Raw genomic sequence first — 17,601 nt, 5'->3', positions numbered from 1 at the left:
CCTCGACAGGTTGCGAACCGCGTGGTTCACTTCTGCTCGGGGGACGTCACTGGGAGGCCGTCATGCAGGTCGAGCTGTCCGCGGGCACCGTCGAGTACACCGACACCGGCGGCCCGGGCCCGGTCGTCGTCCCGGTCCACGGCCTGCTGATGAACGGCACGCTGTGGGACGCCGTGGCCGCGGACCTGGCCGTCGACCACCGATGCGTCGTCCCGACGTTGCCACTCGGCGCGCACCGGCACCCGATGCGCGAGGACGCCGATCTGTCGCTGCCCGGGATCGCCCGGCTGGTGGGCGAGTTCCTCGCGCGGCTGGACCTGCGCGACGTGACCCTGGTCGGCGTCGACACCGGCGGCGCGCTGGTCCAGCTGCTGATGGCGGACGGCGCGGCGCGGGTGAGCCGCGTGGTGCTCGGTTCGTGCGAGGCGTTCGACAACTTCCCGCCGGGCCTGACGGGCAAGACGGTGGTGGCGTCCGGCAAGCTCTCGCCACGGCTGTTCGGACTGTTCATGCAGCAGATGCGCCTGCGCGCGGTGCGGCGGCTGCCGATCGCGTTCGGCCGGCTGACCAAACGCGGCGACGCGACCACGGCGGGCTGGGTCCGGCCGATCCTCACCGACGCGGGAATCCGCCGAGACGCCGTCCGCATGCTGCGCGCCGCGGGCGCCGACCCGGGCTTCCTGCGGGAGCCGGCCGAGCGGCTGCCGGCGTTCGACCGGCCGGCGCTCGTCGTCTGGGCGAGCGAGGACCGCGTGATGCCGCCGGAGCACGGAAACCGGCTGGCCGCGTTGCTGCCGCAGGGAAAACTCGTCGAGGTGGCCGACAGCTACACGCTGCTGCCCTTGGACCAGCCGGCCGAATTCGCCCGGCTGATCCGGGAGTTCACAGAGCGCTGAGGCCCTGCAGGATGCGGTGCATCAGGTCCAGGCTCGGCCGGTTGCCCGCGGTCATCCGGACGGTGTGCACGGCCACCAGGCCGCGGTCGGCGAGGTCCGACAGCAGGACCCGCGCCACCCCCAGCGGGATCCGGCGCAGCGCGGCGACTTCGGCGACCGACTGGGACGTGCGGAGCAGCGCGCAGATCTCCGACTCCTCCCGCGAACTCCCCCGGACCACGGCCCGCCCCCGCGGCGTGGTCGAGACCAATGTCTCGACGGGAAGATCCCGTGTCGGCCGTGTCCGGCCATGGGTGCGGAAGTACGGACGGACCATGCCCGCCCCGCCATCTTCGAGCACGGACCCCCACTGCACAGCCAGCTCCTCACTGCGATTAATCCTTGTCGGCGATTATTTGACCCGGTGATCGCGTCGGCCGCAATCGACCGAACAGAGCAACGCCCGAAAAAGAGCAGGTCAACGACTCGACGGCGGGGCGGTACTGCCCCGAAGGACCAGTCTTGTCCGCAGGATCGCCGGAGATGTCAGTATTTTTCCATCGGACAATCGCGCCAAGATCCGCTCACCGGCACACTCGCCGAGCTCGGCCACCGGCTGCGCGACCGTGCTCAGCTCGAGCAGGTCGGCCAGGTCGTGATCGTCGAACCCGAGCACCGAGACGTCACCCGGCACCCGCAGCCCGGCCCGGCGGAGCACCCGCAGCGCGCCGAAGGCCATCTCGTCCGACGCGGCGAACACCGCGGTCGGCCGCCGGGGCAGGCCGAGCAGAGTGCCCATCGCCCGGTCCCCGCCGGCGACGGTGAAGCCGCCGCCGGTCTCGAACGCGGCCTCCGGCGCGCGGCCGTCCTCCCGGCACACCGCGTGGTAGACCTCGCGGTAGGCCGCCAGCCGGCGCAGCGGTGTCGTGAACCCGAGCGGCACCGGCGCGTCCTCGCCGATGAACGCGATTTCCCGGTGCCCCAGCTGGACGAGGTGGCGCATCGCGGTCACCGCGGCGGCCCGGTCGTCGATGCCGACGGAGTCCGCCCCGGGCTCTTCGGTGCCGATCGTGACGAGCGGGACGTCGAGGCCCCGCAGCCGGTCGCGTTCGGCGTCCGAGAGCGGGAGGGACAGCACGAGCACCGCGTCGACACGGCGGCGCAGCGGGAGCTCGGCGAAGAACCGGGCGCGGCCGGCGTCGTCACCCAGGTTGTAGAGCAGCAGGCTGATCCCGGCCTCGCGCAGCACGCGTTCGACGCCGGAGATGAGCCGCGAGAAGTACCAGCGGTCGACGTAGGGCACGATCACGCCGACCGTCCCGGTGCGGCCCGTGGCCAGGCTCGACGCGGCGGGCGAGATCGCGTAGCCGAGCTTCGCGGCGGCCGCCAGCACCCGCGTCCGCGTGCCCTCGGCGACCCCCGGCACCCCGCGCAGCGCCCGCGAGACGGTCGCCGCCGAGACGCCGGCGAGCCGGGCGACGTCGTCGAGCTTGTCCGGCATTCCCCCACCTCAGGCGTTGCAAGCGCTTGCATTCACTCGCGGTTGGCGGATTGACACCTACCTTGATCAAGGATAATCATCGCTGCAAGCGCTTGCAATCAGCGTGGCTTGCCCGGCAAGGAGGCCGACATGCGCCAGATCCTTCCCGTCATGGGCGCCGCACTCCTGGCGAGCAGCGCGCTCGCCGCGTGCTCCGGAGCCGCGGGCCTGACGATCAACCTCTACATCTCGCCGGAAGACCACCTCCAGACGGTGGTCGACAAGTGCACCCAGGAAGCCGGCGGCCGCTACAAGATCGTCTACAACAAACTGCCGCGCGGCGCGGACGGCCAGCGTGAGCAGATGGTCCGCCGGCTCGCCGCGGGCGACACCTCGCTGGACGTGCTCGGCCTCGACGTCACCTGGGTGCCCGAGTTCGCCGAGGCGGGCTGGGCGCAGGAGTGGACCGGCGCCGACGCCGCGGCCGCCACCCGGGACGTGCTGCCGGGCCCGCTGGCGACGGCCAAGTGGAACGGAAAGCTCTACGGCGCCACGAAGAACACCAACGTGCAGCTGCTCTGGTACGACGACCGGATCACGCCGTCGCCACCGAAGACGTTCGACCAGCTGATGGAGCAGGCCCAGCAGCTGAAGGCGGCCGGGAAGCCGTACCAGGTCGTGTTCACCGGCGCGCAGTACGAAGGCCTGGTCGTTTTCTACAACACGCTGGTGGCGTCGGCGGGCGGGCACATCCTGTCCGACGACGGCAAGTCCGTGGTGATGGACGACGGCGCGGTGAAGGCGCTCGAGCTGCTCAAGAAGCTGACCACCGCGGGGATCACCGACCCGTCGCTGACGAACCAGAAGGAAGACGAGATCCGCCAGGCGTTCCAGCGCGGACAGGCGGCGACCGAACTGAACTGGCCGTTCGTCTACGCCTCCTACGCGAAGGAGAAGCCGCAGGAGCTGAGCCACTTCAAGTGGACGCGGTACCCGTCGGTCGTCGCCGGGCAGCCCAGCCGGGTCACCATCGGCGGGTTCAACCTGGCGGTGAGCACGTACTCGCAGCACAAGCCGGAGGCGTTCGAAGCGGCCCTGTGCCTGCGCAACGCGTCGAGCCAGAAGTACCAGGCCCTGGTCGACGGCATCCCGCCGAGCCTGGCGTCGATCTACCGCGACACGGCCCCGCTCGACGCGGCGAAACCGGGTGACCCGAAGGAAAACCCGACGATGGCGGACCAGTACCCGATGAAGGGCGACATCCAGGCGGCCCTGACGGACGCGGCGGTCCGCCCGCTGACCCCGGCGTACCAGAACCTGTCGACGGTGATCTCGAAGGTGCTCTCACCCCCGGCGGAGATCGACGTCCAGGCGACGGCGCAGGAACTGCGCGAGCGCCTGGCGGACGCGCTGGCGTCGCGAGGCATCATCCCGTAGCAACCCTGGTGGGGCGGGGTCGTGGGTGGGGAACGGTGAAACTTGGCCCCGTTCCCCGCCCACCACCGCGATCACCACGAGACGAGGCAGAACGGGTGCCCGGCCGGGTCGGCGAAGACCCGGAACCGCTCGCCGCCCTTCAACGGCGTCGCCCCGAGCGCCAGCACCTGCTCCTGGGCGACGTCGAGATCCGCCACCCGCACGTCGAAGTGCATCTGCTGCGGCGGATCCCCGTCGGGCCAAGCCGGGGCGCGCAGGCCGGGCACCCGCGCGAACGCCACCCCGGGCCGGTCCGGCGCGTCCCCGATGACGACGAAGTCTTCGCCGTCCTGCACCCGGATCATGCCGAGCAGCTCTTGGTAGAACGCCGCGAGCGCGGCCGGGTCGGGGCAGTCGAGGACGAGGCCGTGCCAGGTTCCGATCATGCGGGCCATCATGCCCGCGGGGTCCGACAAAACCGGCACGTCTGTGTATACAGTATTCAGTAGGCTATACTCAGCTCGACCGTGTTGCCGTCGAAGCTGGAGGCCGTCGCTCTCATGTACTCAGTCACCGACCCCGCGACGGGTGAGCTGGTCGAAGAGATCCCGAACGCCACCGACGACGAAGTGCGCGCCGCGATCGGGCGGGTGCACGGCGGATACCTGGCCTGGCGGCGCCGGACCGTCGCCGAGCGGGCCGCGATCGTGCTGCGGGCCGCGGAGCTGTTCGCCGAACGCGCCGACGAGCTGGCCGCGATCATGACCCTCGAAATGGGGAAGCGGATCAACGAGGGCCGCGGCGAGATCGGCATCGTCGTCGACATCTTCCGGTACTACGGCGAGCGCGGCCCGGACCTGCTCGCGGACGAGCCGATCCCGATCCGCGGCGGCGAGGCCGTGCTCACCAAGGAGCCGATCGGCGCGCTGCTCGGCGTCATGCCCTGGAACTTCCCGTGTTACCAGGTCGCCAGGTTCGTCGCGCCGAACCTGGTGCTGGGCAACACGATCCTGCTCAAGCACGCGTCGATCTGCCCGCGCTCGGCCGCCGCGATCGAACGGGTGCTGCGGGACGCCGGTGTGCCCGAAGACGCGTACGTGAACGTCTTCGCCTCCAGCCGGCAGGTCCCGTGGATGCTCGCGGACCCGCGCATCCAGGGCGTCTCGCTGACCGGCAGCGAGCAGGCCGGGATCTCCGTTGCCGCCGAGGCCGGGCGGAACCTCAAGAGGTGCGTCCTCGAGCTCGGCGGGTCCGACCCGCTGATCGTGCTGGACACCGACGACCTGGACGAGACGGTGAAGGTCACCGCGACCGCCCGGATGCGCAACTGCGGCCAGTCGTGCAACGCGCCCAAGCGGATGATCGTGCTGGGCGAGCTCTACGACGAGTTCGTCGACCGGCTCGCCAAGCGCGTCACGGAGTACTACGTCCCGGGCGACCCGGCGGACCCGGCGACGACCCTGCCCCCGCTGGCCTCGATCGCGGCGGCGGACGAAGTCGCCGCCCAGGTCCAGACGGCGATCCGTGAAGGCGCGACCCTGCGCGCGGGCGGCCACCGCATCCCCGGCCCGGGCGCCTACCTGGAGGCCACGGTCCTCACCGACGTGACACCGGAAATGGCCGCCTACCACGAAGAGATCTTCGGCCCGGTCGTGCTGATCTTCCGCGCGGAGACCGAGGAAGAGGCGATCACCCTGGCCAACGACACGCCGTTCGGCCTGGGCGCGAGCGTCTTCGGCACCGACCGCGCCCGGGCGACCCGAGTGGCCCGCGAAATCGAGGCGGGCATGGTCTACCTGAACAAATCAGGCGGCTCGGAAGCCGACCTCCCGTTCGGCGGCATCAAGCGCTCGGGCATCGGCCGGGAACTGGGGCCGCTGGGCATCGAGGAGTTCATGAACAAGAAACCGATACGCCTCTGACCTGCTGTTTGCCGGATTCGGCCCAGAGCCCAGGGCACGCCCGCGTGACAGGCTCGAGTGTGTGCGCGGCGGCGGTTCGCGGTCGCCTGAACGAGTGGTGCGTCGCGAACGCACCCTGGCGTGCGCGGGGTCCCTCGAATGCCGCAGCGGACGGTCGCCGTGGCCACACTTGGTCCATGAGGTGTTCGGGGAAATCGTGCCGGGCTGCCGGTAGGTGCTGTTCCGCGTGGTGACGTGAATCGAACTTGATCACCAGGAGTGCCCTTTTCGCGACGCCCGACCTGATGACAGCGCGCCCGTCGCCGTTTCGTTTGCGACATGGTGGCCCAGTGCCGAGAACCGACCGTTCGAGGCACCCGCGTCGATCGTATCGCGACCACGCGGAGCATGCCCGATCACCGCCTCCGCTGGCCGATGGCGGTATTCCGCGCACCGCAGGAAAGGGTTCCGAATCCATGACCACCACGGCCGTGCAGCCGCACGAGACGACTCCGTCCGGACAGTTCGCCGCTGTCTCCGCGTCCGCCCAGCAGCAGTCGACGAGCACCTTCCAGATCCAGCTGACCTACAACGGGATCGACAAGGGGTGGCTCAACATCGACAAGAACCACTGGGCCGTGATGAGTGACGAGCCGCTCACTCTGCAGTACTACACCGACATGTCCGGCACCTACTACCAGATTCCCGGCCAGAATTACTACATGTCGGTCAGCGCCAACGACTACGTCGGATTCTACGGTTGGAACAAGGCCACGACCTTCACACTGGAGAGCGACCAGCAGCTGAAGTCCAACTACAACAACCAGCACCTCTCGTTCTATTCCGATGCGAACGGGTTCCTGTACTGCTACGACAGCTACAACGTTTTCCAGCCGGTCGCGCTCGTCGGGGTCGGCTCCGACTAGGCCGCGTTTCCGCACCCAGGCGTCCCCGGACGCCCGCGGCGGGATGCGCCCGAGTACGACCCGGTACGAGGGCGATCCCGCCGCACGTCGCCGACCCGACGGTGAGCGGCTCCGGGAGCCGTTGGTCCGGGCAGCCCAGCGAGCCCTACCCACGCGGCGGTATCGATCACCGCTTGATCGACTATCGTTCCCTCATGACGCTGGAGATCACCGGCGGCCGGGCCGATCGACCCGGATTTGCCGCACTGGCAACAAGAACTGCCCGGTGGACCCGCCGGTGCGCGGGCGGCGCGGTCACCTTCGGTCACCCCGGGCGCGACACCTACCGCACGCCCCGGGTGTGGAGCGGGCACGGCGTCGGGCTGCCGGAACCCGACCTCGCCGGGTTCGCCGTCCAGCTGGCCAAGGTGATGAAGGACCGCGAGTACTGGATCGCCCGGGCCGAATACCCGGACCGCCGGGCCGGCGACGCGGCCCGCTGGTCCCCCGGCCGCTACGACGACGAAGACGGCTTCGTCTACTTCGCCGGGCCGTGCACGAACGGCGACCGGCTGCCGGGCTACCACCCGGCGCCGGCGTTCACGATCCCGCTCCCCTTCGTCCGCGGCCTGCGCATCCGGCTGGCGGCCTACCTCACGACGCCGCGATGACCCCGCGGACCTTGCCCGGCCCACCGCAGGCCGCGCCCTGCCCCGATAACCCCCACGCCATTCCGTGGAGACGCCGAGCAACCCGAAACGGCGATAGTCGCGTATCGCGGGCCGAAAGCTCGGGAAAGGCCGTCATGACCGTGCGGGACGTGGTCCGCGCCGGCGTGCTCGCCGCCGTGGTGAGCGGGATTCCGTCCACCACCCACGCCGTGCTGACGCGTGGTGACGTCCTCGCCGCGACGCGCGCCGCCGGGACTCTTCTGCCCGGACGGCGCGACCGGCCCGGCGTCGCCGCCGGGCTGGTCGCGCACATCGGGGTCTCTTCCCTCTGGACCGTCGTGCTGGCCTTCGCCGTCCGCCGCCGTGAACTCGGCGTCACCCGCGGTGCCGTGGCCGGGCTGGCCATCGCGGCGCTCGATCTCGGGATCGTCGCGAGGGCCTACCCGGCGGTGCGCACGCTTCCCCGCGTTCCGCAGGTGCTGGACCACTTGGTCTTCGGCGCCGTCCTCGGTGGACTCCTCCACAAAGGACAGATGGCTCAGGCCACGACCTGGACCACGTCACCCGGGTGCAGCGAGTTGTAGAAGGTCACCGCGTCCGCGTGCGAAAGGTGCACGCAGCCGTGGGACTTCACCTTCAGGCTGCCCTGGTGGAACGCGACCCCGGTGTTCGTGAAGAACACCGAGTACGGCATCGGCCCGTTGAACTGCTTGCTGTAGTGGTCGATGTCCTTGTACTGCACGTGGAACGTCCCGAGCGGCGTCGGGTACTTCGCGAGCCCCACCGTGATCGGGACCCCGCCGTGGGTGACGTTCCCGGCGCCGTCGGTCAACCACGCCGTGTTCGTACTGCGCTGGACGCAGGCTTTCGCTTCGGCACTGCACGGCGTTGAAGCCGCTTCCGCCGTCCCGGCGAGCGTCACCGTGCCCGCCATGGCGGCGATCCCGCCCAGTACCGCGATCATCCTCCGGTTCATCGTGTGCCTCCCGCTGTCGTTCGGCTACAGCAGGTAAGGTGCCCCGTTTTCCGATCTTCGAATCACCCCGGAGATCATTGGAACGGATCAGTTCTGCGGTTGGGACAGCCCGAGGAACTCGTTCTGCTCGCGGTCGTAGCGCTGGGTCAGGCCGTTGCCGTAGCGGTCCCACCAGTTCGCCGTCTGACCACCCTGGTGGGTGGTCGTGCCGCCGTAGATCTGGCGGTCGTACTCGATGCGGGCGTCGTGGAACTGCTGCTGGAAGTCCTGCGGCGACAGGCCCTGGACGTGCTGGACGGCCGTGTCGCTGATCGAGTTCGAGCTCCGCACGATGTCGTCGCCGGCCATGTGGTTGATGATCGCGCGGACGCCGCCGGCGCCGCGCATGTGCGCGCCGGACATGATCGCGGCCTGGGTGCCGGGATCGGTGAAGTTGAGCGCGCCGGCCGAGCGGGCGTTCGCGGTCATCAGGTCGCTGACGACGGCGCGCTCCTCGGCGCTGCCCTGCCCGTACAGCTCGCGAGCCGCGATGATCCGGTCGTAGCCGTTGTGCATGTTCTGCCGGAACCCGTAGGCCTCCGGCACGCCGCCCTGCTCGCCCGTGGCGCCTTCGGACGCCATGATCGAGTCGACGACCCGCGGGTCGAGCTGCTGCGGTACCGCCGCGGCCGCCGCGGCGCCGCCACCACCGGCGGCCTGCTGGGTGCCGCCGCCGTAGCCCTGGGCGACGTCGGCGTCCGCGGCGTTGTAGCCGTTCGCGGCCGTCTGGACGTTCTGGTTGACGTTCCCGATCAGGCTGAGGAACTTCTGCAGCGCGCTGCCGAGCTGCGAGTGCAGCGCCGAGTTCGCGGCGGCGACGCCGCTGCCGATCCCGGCGAACGACATCGCGTCCAGCACGAGACCTTCGAGGTCCCGCGTGGTCGACAGGAACGACGACCCGACGTCTTCGACCGCCTTGACGACCGTCCCCATCTGCGTCGTCTCGGCGTGGTACGCCCCGGCACTCATGGTCTGCTCCCTCCGGCAAGCGACTTACCGCGTCGAGAATTCACCACCGCGCCGCGACCGCACACGGCCGAATTACCCACTGCCGGACCGGCGCCTGTCGTTCATCTTCAGTTCACCTCCACGTCGTCTCGTGGGGTACTTCCAGCTCACGCGACGCAGGGAGGCCCTTGATGAGCACACCCACGCTGGACACCATCGCTTCCGAGCAGCTGGATCTGCAGCTGTCCGTGGTGGAAGACCGGCTGGCCCGCGACTACGGCCGGGAGTCGGTCCACGAACTGGTCGAACGCGAACGCTCGCGGTTCGACGACGCGCGCATCCACGTTTTCGTGCCGATCCTCGTCGAGCGGGCGGTCCGCGCGACGCTGGCCGCCCCACCGGCGAAGCACCGGCGCTAAAGTCGGTGACAGACCGGCAGTGGCGAGGAGCGGCGATGAACGGCAAGCCCGAGGACGACCCGAACGTGGTGGACGGCGAGATCGTCGACGAGACCCCCACCGCGGCCCTCGCGGTGCCGTCGCCGGCACTGCCGGACCCGGACTACAGCGAGGGCGGCGTCCCCAGCTTCGACTTCGTGCGCGACAAGATCGAAGGCCGGTACACGACGTCGCTCGGCGCGCAGGACGTGGCCGGGCTGGGCACGGAGAACACGACCGAGGCCCTCGACAAGAAGATCGCCGACCGGGACCAGGCGGCGAAGGACCGGCTGGCCGCGATCCGCCGCTCGATGCGCGGCGAGTAGCTCAGGGCGGACGCGTCGGGCTGCGGCAGCCTGAGCCGCACTGCCGGACGGCAGGCTGCGGCACCTTTGGCCGGCAGCCGGCGCGCCTGGCCAGCTCACGTGGACCATCCCGGCCGGCTGACGCCTCAGCCGAAGATCGCGGCGGGATCGCCGGTGTACCAAGCGTTTTCGATGACGACCCGGCGCATCACCCAGCGGTCGCCGTCCCGGACCAGGCCGACGTCGTAGCGGTTCTTCAGCAGCGCGTGGGTGTCGTGGGCGGGGCTCAGCAGGTGCTGCGCCTCGACCAGGGCGGTCAGGTGTGCCGTATCGCCGTCGATCGTGACGCGCGGGTTGGCGACCTGGTGCGTGGTGTCGACGCGGCCGGCGAAGAGCGCGAGGATCGTGTCGACGATGGCGTCCCGGCCGGTCATCACCGGCGGTGCCGCACCCCAGCGGGCGGCCGCCGGGCGGAAGTCGAGCTCGGCGTCGGCGGCGAAGGACGACGCGAAGAGCGCGCGGTCCTTCAGATCCTGGCCGAGGCCGAAGCGGTACAGCGCGTCGATGATCTCGACGCGGTCGTGGAGGTCCTGGAACGAAGTGGTCACGCGCTCCAGGCTCGACCTGCTCGCGAAGGTGATCAACACGCTTCTGTGCCACGATCGTGAAGTGGTGGTTAACGGTGCGCCGGAGCGGCGTGAGGTGGAGTCGTTCCTGACACTGGCCGAGGAGCTGCACTTCGGCCGCACGGCCGAGCGGCTGCACGTGTCGACCGCGCAGGTCAGCCAGACGATCCGGAAGCTCGAACGCCAGGTCGGCGTCGCGTTGTTCGCGCGGACCAGCCGCCGGGTCGAGCTGACGCCGGCCGGGCGGCTGCTGCTGGCCGACCTCCGGCCCGCGTGGACGGCGGTCGAGGCGGCGTTCGGGAAGGCGGTCGAAGCCGGGCGCGGGGTGACGGGCACGCTGCGGGTCGCGTTCGGCGACGCGGCGGGCGGGCAGCTGCTGGCCGGGGTGGCCGAGCTGGTCCGCGAGCGGCTGCCGGGTTGCCGGGTCGAGTTCCGGGAGGTCCGGCCCGCCGAGGTGCTGCCGTGGCTGCACGACGGCGAGGTCGACGTCGTGCTGGCAGGCCTGCCGCTCGAAGGCCCGGGCCTGGTCACCGGCCCGGTGCTGGTGCGGGAGCTGCGCTTCCTCGCGGTGGCCGCGGGCCACCCGTTCGCGCGCCGGGAGTCGGTGCCGGCCGCGGACCTGGCGCGGGTGACGGTGCTGCGCTGCGCGCTGCCGGACCCGTGGCTCGACGAGCACGCGCCGGACGCGCTGACCCGCCCGGAGGCGGGCCTGCAGGAACTGCTGACGTCGGCGGGCGCGGGCGAGGGAGTGCTGCCGGTCGGCGCCCACATCCGGCGGTACTACCCGCGGCCGGACCTCGCGTACGTCCCGTTCAGCGACGCGCCCCGACTGGAGTGGGGCCTGGTCTGGCGAGCGGACGCGGCGACGGCCCGGCTACGGGCGTTCACGGAGGCGGCGGCCGACCTGGTGCGCGAGCCGGCCTGACGCCGGACCGGCCTCCCCACGACTCGGCGGCGAGTTGCGACGGTTCGGAGCCGGCCCACCCACGACTCGGCGCCAAGTAGCGACGGTTCAGAGCCGGCCCACCCACGACTCGGCGCCAAGTAGCGGTGGTTCGGAGCCACCCCACCCACGACTCGGCGGCGAGTTGCGACGGTTCAGAGCCAGCCCACCCACGACTCGGCGCCAAGTAGCGGCGGCTCAGAGCCAGCCCACCCGCAGCCCGGCGACGACTCGCGAGGGCTCAGCGTCGGCCCACCTACAACTCGGCGGCCACTTGCGCCCGGTCGAGGCCGGCCCACCCGTAACTTGCGACGGGTTTGCGACCGGTCAAGGCCGACCCACCCCTAACTCGGCGACGACTTGCGACCGGTCAATGCCGACCTACCCGTAGCCAACCAACGAGTTGCGACGGTTCAGAGCCAGCCCATCCGTGACACAGCTACGACTTGCGACCGTTCAGAGCCAGCCCACCGCAACACGGCGCCAAGTAGCAACGGTTCAGAGCAACCCCACCCACAACACGGCCACGACTTGCGAGCGTTCGAGGCCCGCGCACCCACAACACGGCGCCGTTTGCCGTGGTTCGGGTCGACCCGCTCGCACCTCGGCGACGAATTGCGAAGGCGCCGAACAGGCGGTCAGCGGGCGTGCGCTTGCAGCCAGCGCATCTCCACCGGCTGGCAGGCGGCGATCGCCGCCAGGCGGTCCGGGTACACCGGCACCCTCCGGTCCAGGCCGCACAGCTGCACCACTCGGCTCACCGACGTGGCCGGGGGGAGGATCAGGCAGCAGTCGATTCCTCTGTCGCGGCAGAGGTCGAACGCCTCCAGCAGGGCGGCCGCGCCTCGGGCCGAGAGGAAGTCCAGCTCGCCGAGGTCCACCGCCAGCAGGTGCGGGCCCGGCAGTTCGCAGATGGCGGCTTCGAGGACCGTCGTCCAGCGGACGACCGTCGCGATGTCCAGTTCCCCACGCACTTCGACGACCAGGAAACCACTGGTCCGTTCCGGAGCGATGTCGGGCACCGCACCTCCTCCCCCGGGTGGGGCCGGGTCGGGGGACCGGCCCCGGGGTCATGGTCGCACCGCTCACCCGGCCGCTGCCGCGTGGAACGCCGAACGCGCCGAAGACAACCCGGATGGCGCATCGCCCGGCCGGTGTCCATTGTGGATCAATCGGCCAGGCGGTCCAGCCACTCCTGCAGCAGTGTCACCTCGGCCGCGGACAGGGTGGCCGGGGCCTCCTTGCGCAGCTGGGCGCCGAGGGTGGTCGCCGTGGCGGCCACTCCCCCGGCGGGCTCCGCCGGTTCGGCGGCCAGGATGCCCGCGAGCACGCTCTCCCGGACCCGCACCGAAAACCCGGTGTCCGGGTAGAGCGCCGGGCGGGTGATCATCGAGAGCGCGACGCCGGCGTTCGCCGCCATCACCATCTGCGCCGCGACCGGGGGCGCCACGGCGAGCCGGCCCGCGGCCGCGCAGCGTTCGAGCACCTCGAGCAGGAGGCCGTGCGCCTCGGCCGCGGCGTTCGGCGGCGTCGAAAGACCGGAGTACATCAGCCGGTAGTAGTTCGGGTTCTCGACGGCGAACGCGACGTGGTTCTCCCAGCCGTCGCGCAGGTCGCGCACCGGGTCCTCGGACGGCTTCGCGGCCCGCTTGCCGGCGAGGTACTTCTCGAAACCATGGTCGACGACGGCCGACATCAGGCCCTCTTTGTCGCCGAACTGCCGGTACAGCGCCGGCGCGCCGACCCCGGCGGCTTCGCAGACAGCGCGCGTGGAGAAGTCGGCCTCGGCCGACCTCGACAGCAGGTCGGCGGCCGCCTCCAGAATCCGCGTGCGCAAGTCCACGACACCGACGCTACCAGCCGTTAACGACGCTATCAAGCAGACGGTAGCGTCGATCCGACAGACGTGTTAGCGTCGATTACGTCAGCAAGTAATCATCGCTACGAAGGACACCGACATGCCGTTCGCCAACTTCAAGGTCCCCGCCGGCACACTCACCCCCGCACAAAAAGAGCAGCTCGTCACCCGCACCACGGAGCTCTACGCCGAGATCTACGGCGACCGGGCTCGCGCGAACACGATGGTGCTGGTCGAAGAGGTCGCCGACGGCGGCTGGGGCATCGGCGGCGACGTGCTCACCCTCGCCGAGCTCCAGGCCGGGTGACGTCAGGCTTCCGTAATCCCCGCGTGGAATCATCGGCTGACCACAGAAGTTGTACCGGTGGTAGCACCGCACGAGGAGAAGGAGTGACGCCGTGAGCACGTCAACCGAGAGGGCCGTCCTGGCCGGCGGCTGCTTCTGGGGAATGCAGGAGCTGTTCCGCCGGCAGCCCGGGGTGATCTCGACCCGGGTCGGCTACAGCGGCGGTGACGTCCCCAACGCCACCTACCGCAACCACGGCACGCACGCCGAGGCCATCGAGGTCGTCTACGACCCCGCGAAGACCACGTTCCGCGACCTGCTCGAGTTCTTCTTCCAGGTGCACGACCCGACGACGAAGAACCGCCAGGGCAACGACATCGGCCTGAGCTACCGCTCGGGGATCTACTTCGAGAACGACGAGCAGAAGCGCGTCGCGGAGGACACGATCGCCGACGTCGAGGCGTCCGGTTTGTGGCCCGGCAAGGTCGTCACCGAAGTCAGCCCGGCGGGCGACTTCTGGGAAGCCGAGCCGGAGCACCAGGACTACCTCCAGCGCATCCCGAACGGGTACACGTGCCACTTCGTGCGCCCGGGCTGGAAGCTCCCGAAGCGCGAGACGACCGCCTGATACGTCCGCACCACGCAAGGCCCCTTCGCCATTTCCGGCGAAGGGGCCTTCGTCGTTCCAGCACCGAAAAAGATCACCCGAACGGCGGTGGGGCGCCGAGAGTCCTCAGTGGACGATCACCCGACAGAATCCCAAAGGCGGCAATTGTCCTTTTTGGGAAGTATCGCCATATGTCAATAAGACCGTACGTTAGTCGCTTGTTCACGAGGCCTCAGCACCGGATTCTGATTTCCGTTCCACAGCACCACCTCTCGTTCCCCTGATCTGGGCCCGCCTCGAACCCGGGCCTGGTTCACCCTGCCCGGAGGAGATTCCTCGATGGATCTGAGACGTCCTGTCGTCTTGGCAGCAACCGGCGCGCTCATCGGCGCCCTCTGCATCACCGGCACCGCACAGGCGCAACCCGCCCCGAACGCGACCCCGAACGCCGCCCCGAGCGCCCAGGCCCAAGCCGCCACCGCGGCCGCCGGTCTCGTGGCGAGCAGGCCCGCCGCGCTGCACGCCAGCTCGGACGACGTTTTCCAGGCCCAGAAAGCCATTTCCTCCACCAACGGGCTGCAGTACATCCCCTATGAGCGCAGCTACAAGGGCCTGCCGGTGGTCGGCGGTGACTTCGTCGTCGCGACCAACTCGACGGGCCAGGTGCTCGGCACCTCGGTCGCGCAGGACCAGACCATCAACCTCGCCACGACCACCGGCAAGGTGACGAAGGCCGCGGCCGAGGCCACCGCCCGGCAGCAGCTGGCCTCCGTGGACAGCGTGAGCCCGGCGCAGCAGGTCGTCTTCGCCCTCGGCGCGCCGACGCTGGCGTGGAAGAGCACGGTCGTCGGCCGCAACGCCGAAGGGCCGAGCCGGCTCGACGTCGTCGTCGACGCCGCCACCGGCAAGGTGCTCCACACGCAGGAGCACGTGCTGAACGGTGACGGCACCAGCGCGTGGAACGGCCCGAACCCGGTGCACCTCGACACCACGCACTCGGGCAGCACGTACTCGCTGAAGGACCCGACGATCACCAACACGTCCTGCCAGGACGCGGCCAACAACACCACCTTCAGCGGGCCGGACGACCTCTGGGGCAACGGCACCGCCAGCAACCGCGAGACCGGCTGCGTCGACGCGCTGTTCGCCGCCCAGACCGAGAACAAGATGCTCTCGCAGTGGCTGGGCCGCAACAGCTTCGACGGCAGCGGCGGCGGCTGGCCGATCCGCGTCGGGCTGAACGACCAGAACGCCTACTACGACGGCACGCAGGTCCAGATCGGCAAGAACACCGCCGGTGGCTGGATCGGCTCGATCGACGTCGTCGCGCACGAGCACGGCCACGGCATCGACGACCACACCCCGGGCGGCATTTCCGGTTCGGGCACCCAGGAGTTCGTCGCGGACGTCTTCGGCGCTTCGACCGAGTGGTTCGCGAACGAGCCGGCTCCCTACGACCAGCCGGACTTCCTCGTCGGCGAGCAGGTCAACCTGGTCGGCTCCGGCCCGATCCGCAACATGTACAACCCGTCGGCGCTGGGCGACAAGAACTGCTACGACAGCTCCGTGCCCAACGGTGAGGTGCACGCGGCCGCCGGCCCCGGCAACCACTGGTTCTACCTGCTGGCGGAAGGCACCAACCCGACCAACGGGCAGCCGACCAGCACCACCTGCAACAGCTCGACGGTCACCGGCCTCGGTGTCCAGAACGCGGTGAAGATCTTCTACAACGCGATGCTGCTCAAGACCTCGGGCAGCTCGTACCTGAAGTACCGCACCTGGACGCTGACCGCGGCGAAGAACCTCTTCCCGGGCAGCTGCACCGAGTTCAACACCGTCAAGGCGGCGTGGGACGCGATCTCGGTTCCGGCGCAGTCGGGTGACCCGACGTGCTCCGCGACCGGCACCGTGACCGTTTCGAACCCGGGCAACCAGTCCACCACGACCGGTGGTTCGGTCAACCTGCCGCTGTCCGCCAGCGGTGGCACCTCGCCGTACTCCTGGACCGCCTCCGGCCTCCCGGCCGGCCTGTCGATCAACGCCTCCACCGGCACGATCTCGGGCACCGCGACCACCGCGGGCACCTCGAACGTCACGGTGACGGCGAAGGACGCGGCCAACAAGACCGGCACGGCGTCGTTCACCTGGACCGTCGGCACCACCACGGGCTGCTCCGGCCAGAAGCTGGCCAACGGCGGCTTCGAGTCCGGCGCCACCAGCTGGACGCAGACCAGTGGTGTCATCGGGCAGAACGGCTCGCAGGAGCCCACCCACGGCGGCACCTGGAACGCCTGGCTGAACGGGTACGGCACCACGCACACCGACACGCTCGCGCAGTCGGTGAGCATCCCGGCCGGGTGCCACGCCAGCCTGACGTTCTACCTGCACATCGACACGGCGGAGACGACCACCACCACCGCCTACGACAAGCTGACCGTCACCAACGGCAGCACCACCCTGGGCAGCTTCTCCAACCTGAACAAGGCCACCGGGTACGTCCTCAAGACGGTCGACGTCTCGTCGGCCGCCGGCGGGACCCTCGCGCTGAAGTTCACCGGGACCGAGGACAGCTCGCTGCAGACGTCGTTCGTGATCGACGACGCCGCGGTGACGCTGAGCTGAACCAGCTGAACCAGCTGAATCCGCTGAATCCGCACTGAAAAGGCGGGGAGACCGGGAAATCCGGGCTCCCCGCCTTTTCGCTTTTCCTTGGCGAGCGGGCACAATCGGGCCCATGGACACCGAAGAACTGCGCGCGACCCAGGCCCCGCTGAAGGACAAGTACCGCGACGCACCGGAAAGCGCCCTCATCACCCTGCACGCCGACGCCGAACTCGACGGCCTCGGCATCTCCTGCAAGGTGGAAACCGGCCGCGCGGTGACATCCGGGGCTTCGCCCCGGGCCGGGGGCTCCGCCACCCGGACCCCCGAAGGGAAGTCGGTCGTCGAAGCCGGCCTGCACCCGGCGACCGGCGGCGACGGCACCCTCGCCTGCTCCGGTGACATGCTCCTCGAAGCGCTCGTCGCGTGCGCCGGGGTGACGCTGCGGGCGGTCGCGACGTCGCTGGGCCTCGACGTCCGCGGTGGGCGCGTCCGGGCCGAAGGCGACCTCGACTTCCGCGGCACGCTCGCCGTCGCGAAGGACGCGCCGGTCGGGTTCCGCGCGATCCGGCTGTCGTTCGACCTGGACACCGACGCTTCCGAGGAGCAGCTGGCGACCCTCAAGAAGCTCACCGAGCGGTACTGCGTGGTGTTCCAGTCGCTGCGGACGCCGCCGGAGTTCGCCGTGACGCTCTCGGCGAACTGAGCGGCTCTCCGGGAGAATCCC

The 17,601-nt window shown here is 70.1% G+C and carries 21 protein-coding genes; 13 read left to right on the top strand and 8 right to left on the bottom strand.

Annotated elements, in window-relative coordinates; all coding sequences use genetic code 11:
- The first annotated feature begins 62 nt into the window (after nt 1–62).
- Nucleotides 63–896, top strand: coding sequence for an alpha/beta fold hydrolase (locus tag OG494_RS05470; RefSeq protein WP_328452556.1), 834 nt, complete (start codon nt 63–65; stop codon nt 894–896).
- Here OG494_RS05470 and OG494_RS05465 read toward each other — a convergent pair.
- Both OG494_RS05465 and OG494_RS05460 read right to left on the bottom strand, forming a co-directional pair.
- Entirely contained in the window at nt 883–1,212 is a 330-nt protein-coding gene (locus OG494_RS05465) for a DUF742 domain-containing protein (RefSeq protein WP_328458878.1), read from the bottom strand. The genes OG494_RS05470 and OG494_RS05465 overlap by 14 nt on opposite strands.
- Before the next feature lie 141 nt (nt 1,213–1,353).
- The gene (locus tag OG494_RS05460) at nt 1,354–2,376 is read right to left on the bottom strand and encodes a LacI family DNA-binding transcriptional regulator (protein ID WP_328452554.1); all 1,023 of its coding nucleotides are present in this window, start codon (nt 2,374–2,376) and stop codon (nt 1,354–1,356) included.
- A gap of 129 nt (nt 2,377–2,505) precedes the next feature.
- Here OG494_RS05460 and OG494_RS05455 point away from each other — a divergent pair, with 129 nt between their 5' ends.
- On the top strand, nt 2,506–3,792 hold the full coding sequence (locus tag OG494_RS05455; protein ID WP_442874383.1) for an ABC transporter substrate-binding protein: 1,287 nt from the start codon (nt 2,506–2,508) through the stop codon (nt 3,790–3,792).
- A gap of 71 nt (nt 3,793–3,863) precedes the next feature.
- On the opposite strand, the gene OG494_RS05450 is transcribed toward OG494_RS05455, so the two are convergent.
- Nucleotides 3,864–4,217 (bottom strand): VOC family protein, encoded by a 354-nt coding sequence (locus OG494_RS05450; RefSeq protein ID WP_328452553.1) that lies wholly within the window; start codon nt 4,215–4,217, stop codon nt 3,864–3,866.
- Between the two features lie 114 nt (nt 4,218–4,331).
- Here OG494_RS05450 and OG494_RS05445 point away from each other — a divergent pair, with 114 nt between their 5' ends.
- From OG494_RS05445 to OG494_RS05430, 4 genes are all read left to right on the top strand, one after another.
- Nucleotides 4,332–5,693: an NAD-dependent succinate-semialdehyde dehydrogenase gene (locus OG494_RS05445; RefSeq protein ID WP_328452552.1), complete on the top strand. Its 1,362-nt coding sequence runs from the start codon at nt 4,332–4,334 to the stop codon at nt 5,691–5,693.
- Between the two features lie 455 nt (nt 5,694–6,148).
- Entirely contained in the window at nt 6,149–6,598 is a 450-nt protein-coding gene (locus OG494_RS05440) for a hypothetical protein (protein WP_328452550.1), read from the top strand.
- Nucleotides 6,599–6,792: 194 nt separating this feature from the next.
- Entirely contained in the window at nt 6,793–7,248 is a 456-nt protein-coding gene (locus tag OG494_RS05435) for a hypothetical protein (protein WP_328452548.1), read from the top strand.
- A 134-nt stretch (nt 7,249–7,382) separates the two neighbouring features.
- Nucleotides 7,383–7,832 (top strand): hypothetical protein, encoded by a 450-nt coding sequence (locus tag OG494_RS05430; RefSeq protein WP_328452546.1) that lies wholly within the window; start codon nt 7,383–7,385, stop codon nt 7,830–7,832.
- Here OG494_RS05430 and OG494_RS05425 read toward each other — a convergent pair.
- Both OG494_RS05425 and OG494_RS05420 read right to left on the bottom strand, forming a co-directional pair.
- Nucleotides 7,787–8,224: a L,D-transpeptidase gene (locus OG494_RS05425; RefSeq protein WP_328452544.1), complete on the bottom strand. Its 438-nt coding sequence runs from the start codon at nt 8,222–8,224 to the stop codon at nt 7,787–7,789. The two genes, OG494_RS05430 and OG494_RS05425, sit on opposite strands and share 46 nt — an antisense overlap.
- Before the next feature lie 87 nt (nt 8,225–8,311).
- A complete protein-coding gene (locus OG494_RS05420; RefSeq protein WP_328452542.1) occupies nt 8,312–9,232 on the bottom strand; it encodes a hypothetical protein in 921 nt (306 codons plus the stop codon).
- A gap of 170 nt (nt 9,233–9,402) precedes the next feature.
- Here OG494_RS05420 and OG494_RS05415 point away from each other — a divergent pair, with 170 nt between their 5' ends.
- Both OG494_RS05415 and OG494_RS05410 read left to right on the top strand, forming a co-directional pair.
- The gene (locus OG494_RS05415) at nt 9,403–9,630 is read left to right on the top strand and encodes a three-helix bundle dimerization domain-containing protein (protein ID WP_328452540.1); all 228 of its coding nucleotides are present in this window, start codon (nt 9,403–9,405) and stop codon (nt 9,628–9,630) included.
- Between the two features lie 35 nt (nt 9,631–9,665).
- The gene (locus OG494_RS05410) at nt 9,666–9,974 is read left to right on the top strand and encodes a hypothetical protein (RefSeq protein ID WP_328452538.1); all 309 of its coding nucleotides are present in this window, start codon (nt 9,666–9,668) and stop codon (nt 9,972–9,974) included.
- A 125-nt stretch (nt 9,975–10,099) separates the two neighbouring features.
- Here the strand turns inward: OG494_RS05410 and OG494_RS05405 are convergent, their stop codons facing one another.
- Nucleotides 10,100–10,561: a nuclear transport factor 2 family protein gene (locus OG494_RS05405; RefSeq protein WP_328452536.1), complete on the bottom strand. Its 462-nt coding sequence runs from the start codon at nt 10,559–10,561 to the stop codon at nt 10,100–10,102.
- A gap of 64 nt (nt 10,562–10,625) precedes the next feature.
- Between OG494_RS05405 and OG494_RS05400 the strand changes: the two genes are divergently transcribed.
- Entirely contained in the window at nt 10,626–11,504 is an 879-nt protein-coding gene (locus OG494_RS05400) for a LysR family transcriptional regulator (RefSeq protein WP_328452534.1), read from the top strand.
- Between the two features lie 656 nt (nt 11,505–12,160).
- Here the strand turns inward: OG494_RS05400 and OG494_RS05395 are convergent.
- On the bottom strand, nt 12,161–12,544 hold the full coding sequence (locus OG494_RS05395; protein ID WP_328452532.1) for an STAS domain-containing protein: 384 nt from the start codon (nt 12,542–12,544) through the stop codon (nt 12,161–12,163).
- A gap of 146 nt (nt 12,545–12,690) precedes the next feature.
- Nucleotides 12,691–13,365 (bottom strand): TetR/AcrR family transcriptional regulator, encoded by a 675-nt coding sequence (locus OG494_RS05390; RefSeq protein ID WP_328452530.1) that lies wholly within the window; start codon nt 13,363–13,365, stop codon nt 12,691–12,693.
- A gap of 115 nt (nt 13,366–13,480) precedes the next feature.
- Between OG494_RS05390 and OG494_RS05385 the strand changes: the two genes are divergently transcribed.
- The 4 genes from OG494_RS05385 to OG494_RS05370 all read left to right on the top strand — a co-directional run bounded on the left by OG494_RS05385 (nt 13,481) and on the right by OG494_RS05370 (nt 17,580).
- A complete protein-coding gene (locus OG494_RS05385; RefSeq protein WP_328452528.1) occupies nt 13,481–13,687 on the top strand; it encodes a 4-oxalocrotonate tautomerase family protein in 207 nt (68 codons plus the stop codon).
- A 91-nt stretch (nt 13,688–13,778) separates the two neighbouring features.
- A complete protein-coding gene (gene msrA / locus OG494_RS05380) occupies nt 13,779–14,294 on the top strand; it encodes a peptide-methionine (S)-S-oxide reductase MsrA (RefSeq protein WP_328452526.1) in 516 nt (171 codons plus the stop codon).
- Between the two features lie 318 nt (nt 14,295–14,612).
- Nucleotides 14,613–16,895 carry a M4 family metallopeptidase gene (locus OG494_RS05375; RefSeq protein ID WP_328452524.1) on the top strand — a complete coding sequence of 761 codons (2,283 nt, stop codon included), beginning with the start codon at nt 14,613–14,615 and terminating at the stop codon, nt 16,893–16,895.
- 112 nt (nt 16,896–17,007) lie between these two features.
- Nucleotides 17,008–17,580 carry an OsmC family protein gene (locus OG494_RS05370; protein ID WP_328452522.1) on the top strand — a complete coding sequence of 191 codons (573 nt, stop codon included), beginning with the start codon at nt 17,008–17,010 and terminating at the stop codon, nt 17,578–17,580.
- Nucleotides 17,581–17,601: the final 21 nt, after the last annotated feature.

This window comes from Amycolatopsis sp. NBC_00438 (genome assembly GCF_036026695.1).
Taxonomy (GTDB): domain Bacteria; phylum Actinomycetota; class Actinomycetes; order Mycobacteriales; family Pseudonocardiaceae; genus Amycolatopsis.
The sequence above is the reverse complement of the archived record's forward strand: the minus strand, read 5'-3'. Positions and strand labels throughout refer to the sequence as shown.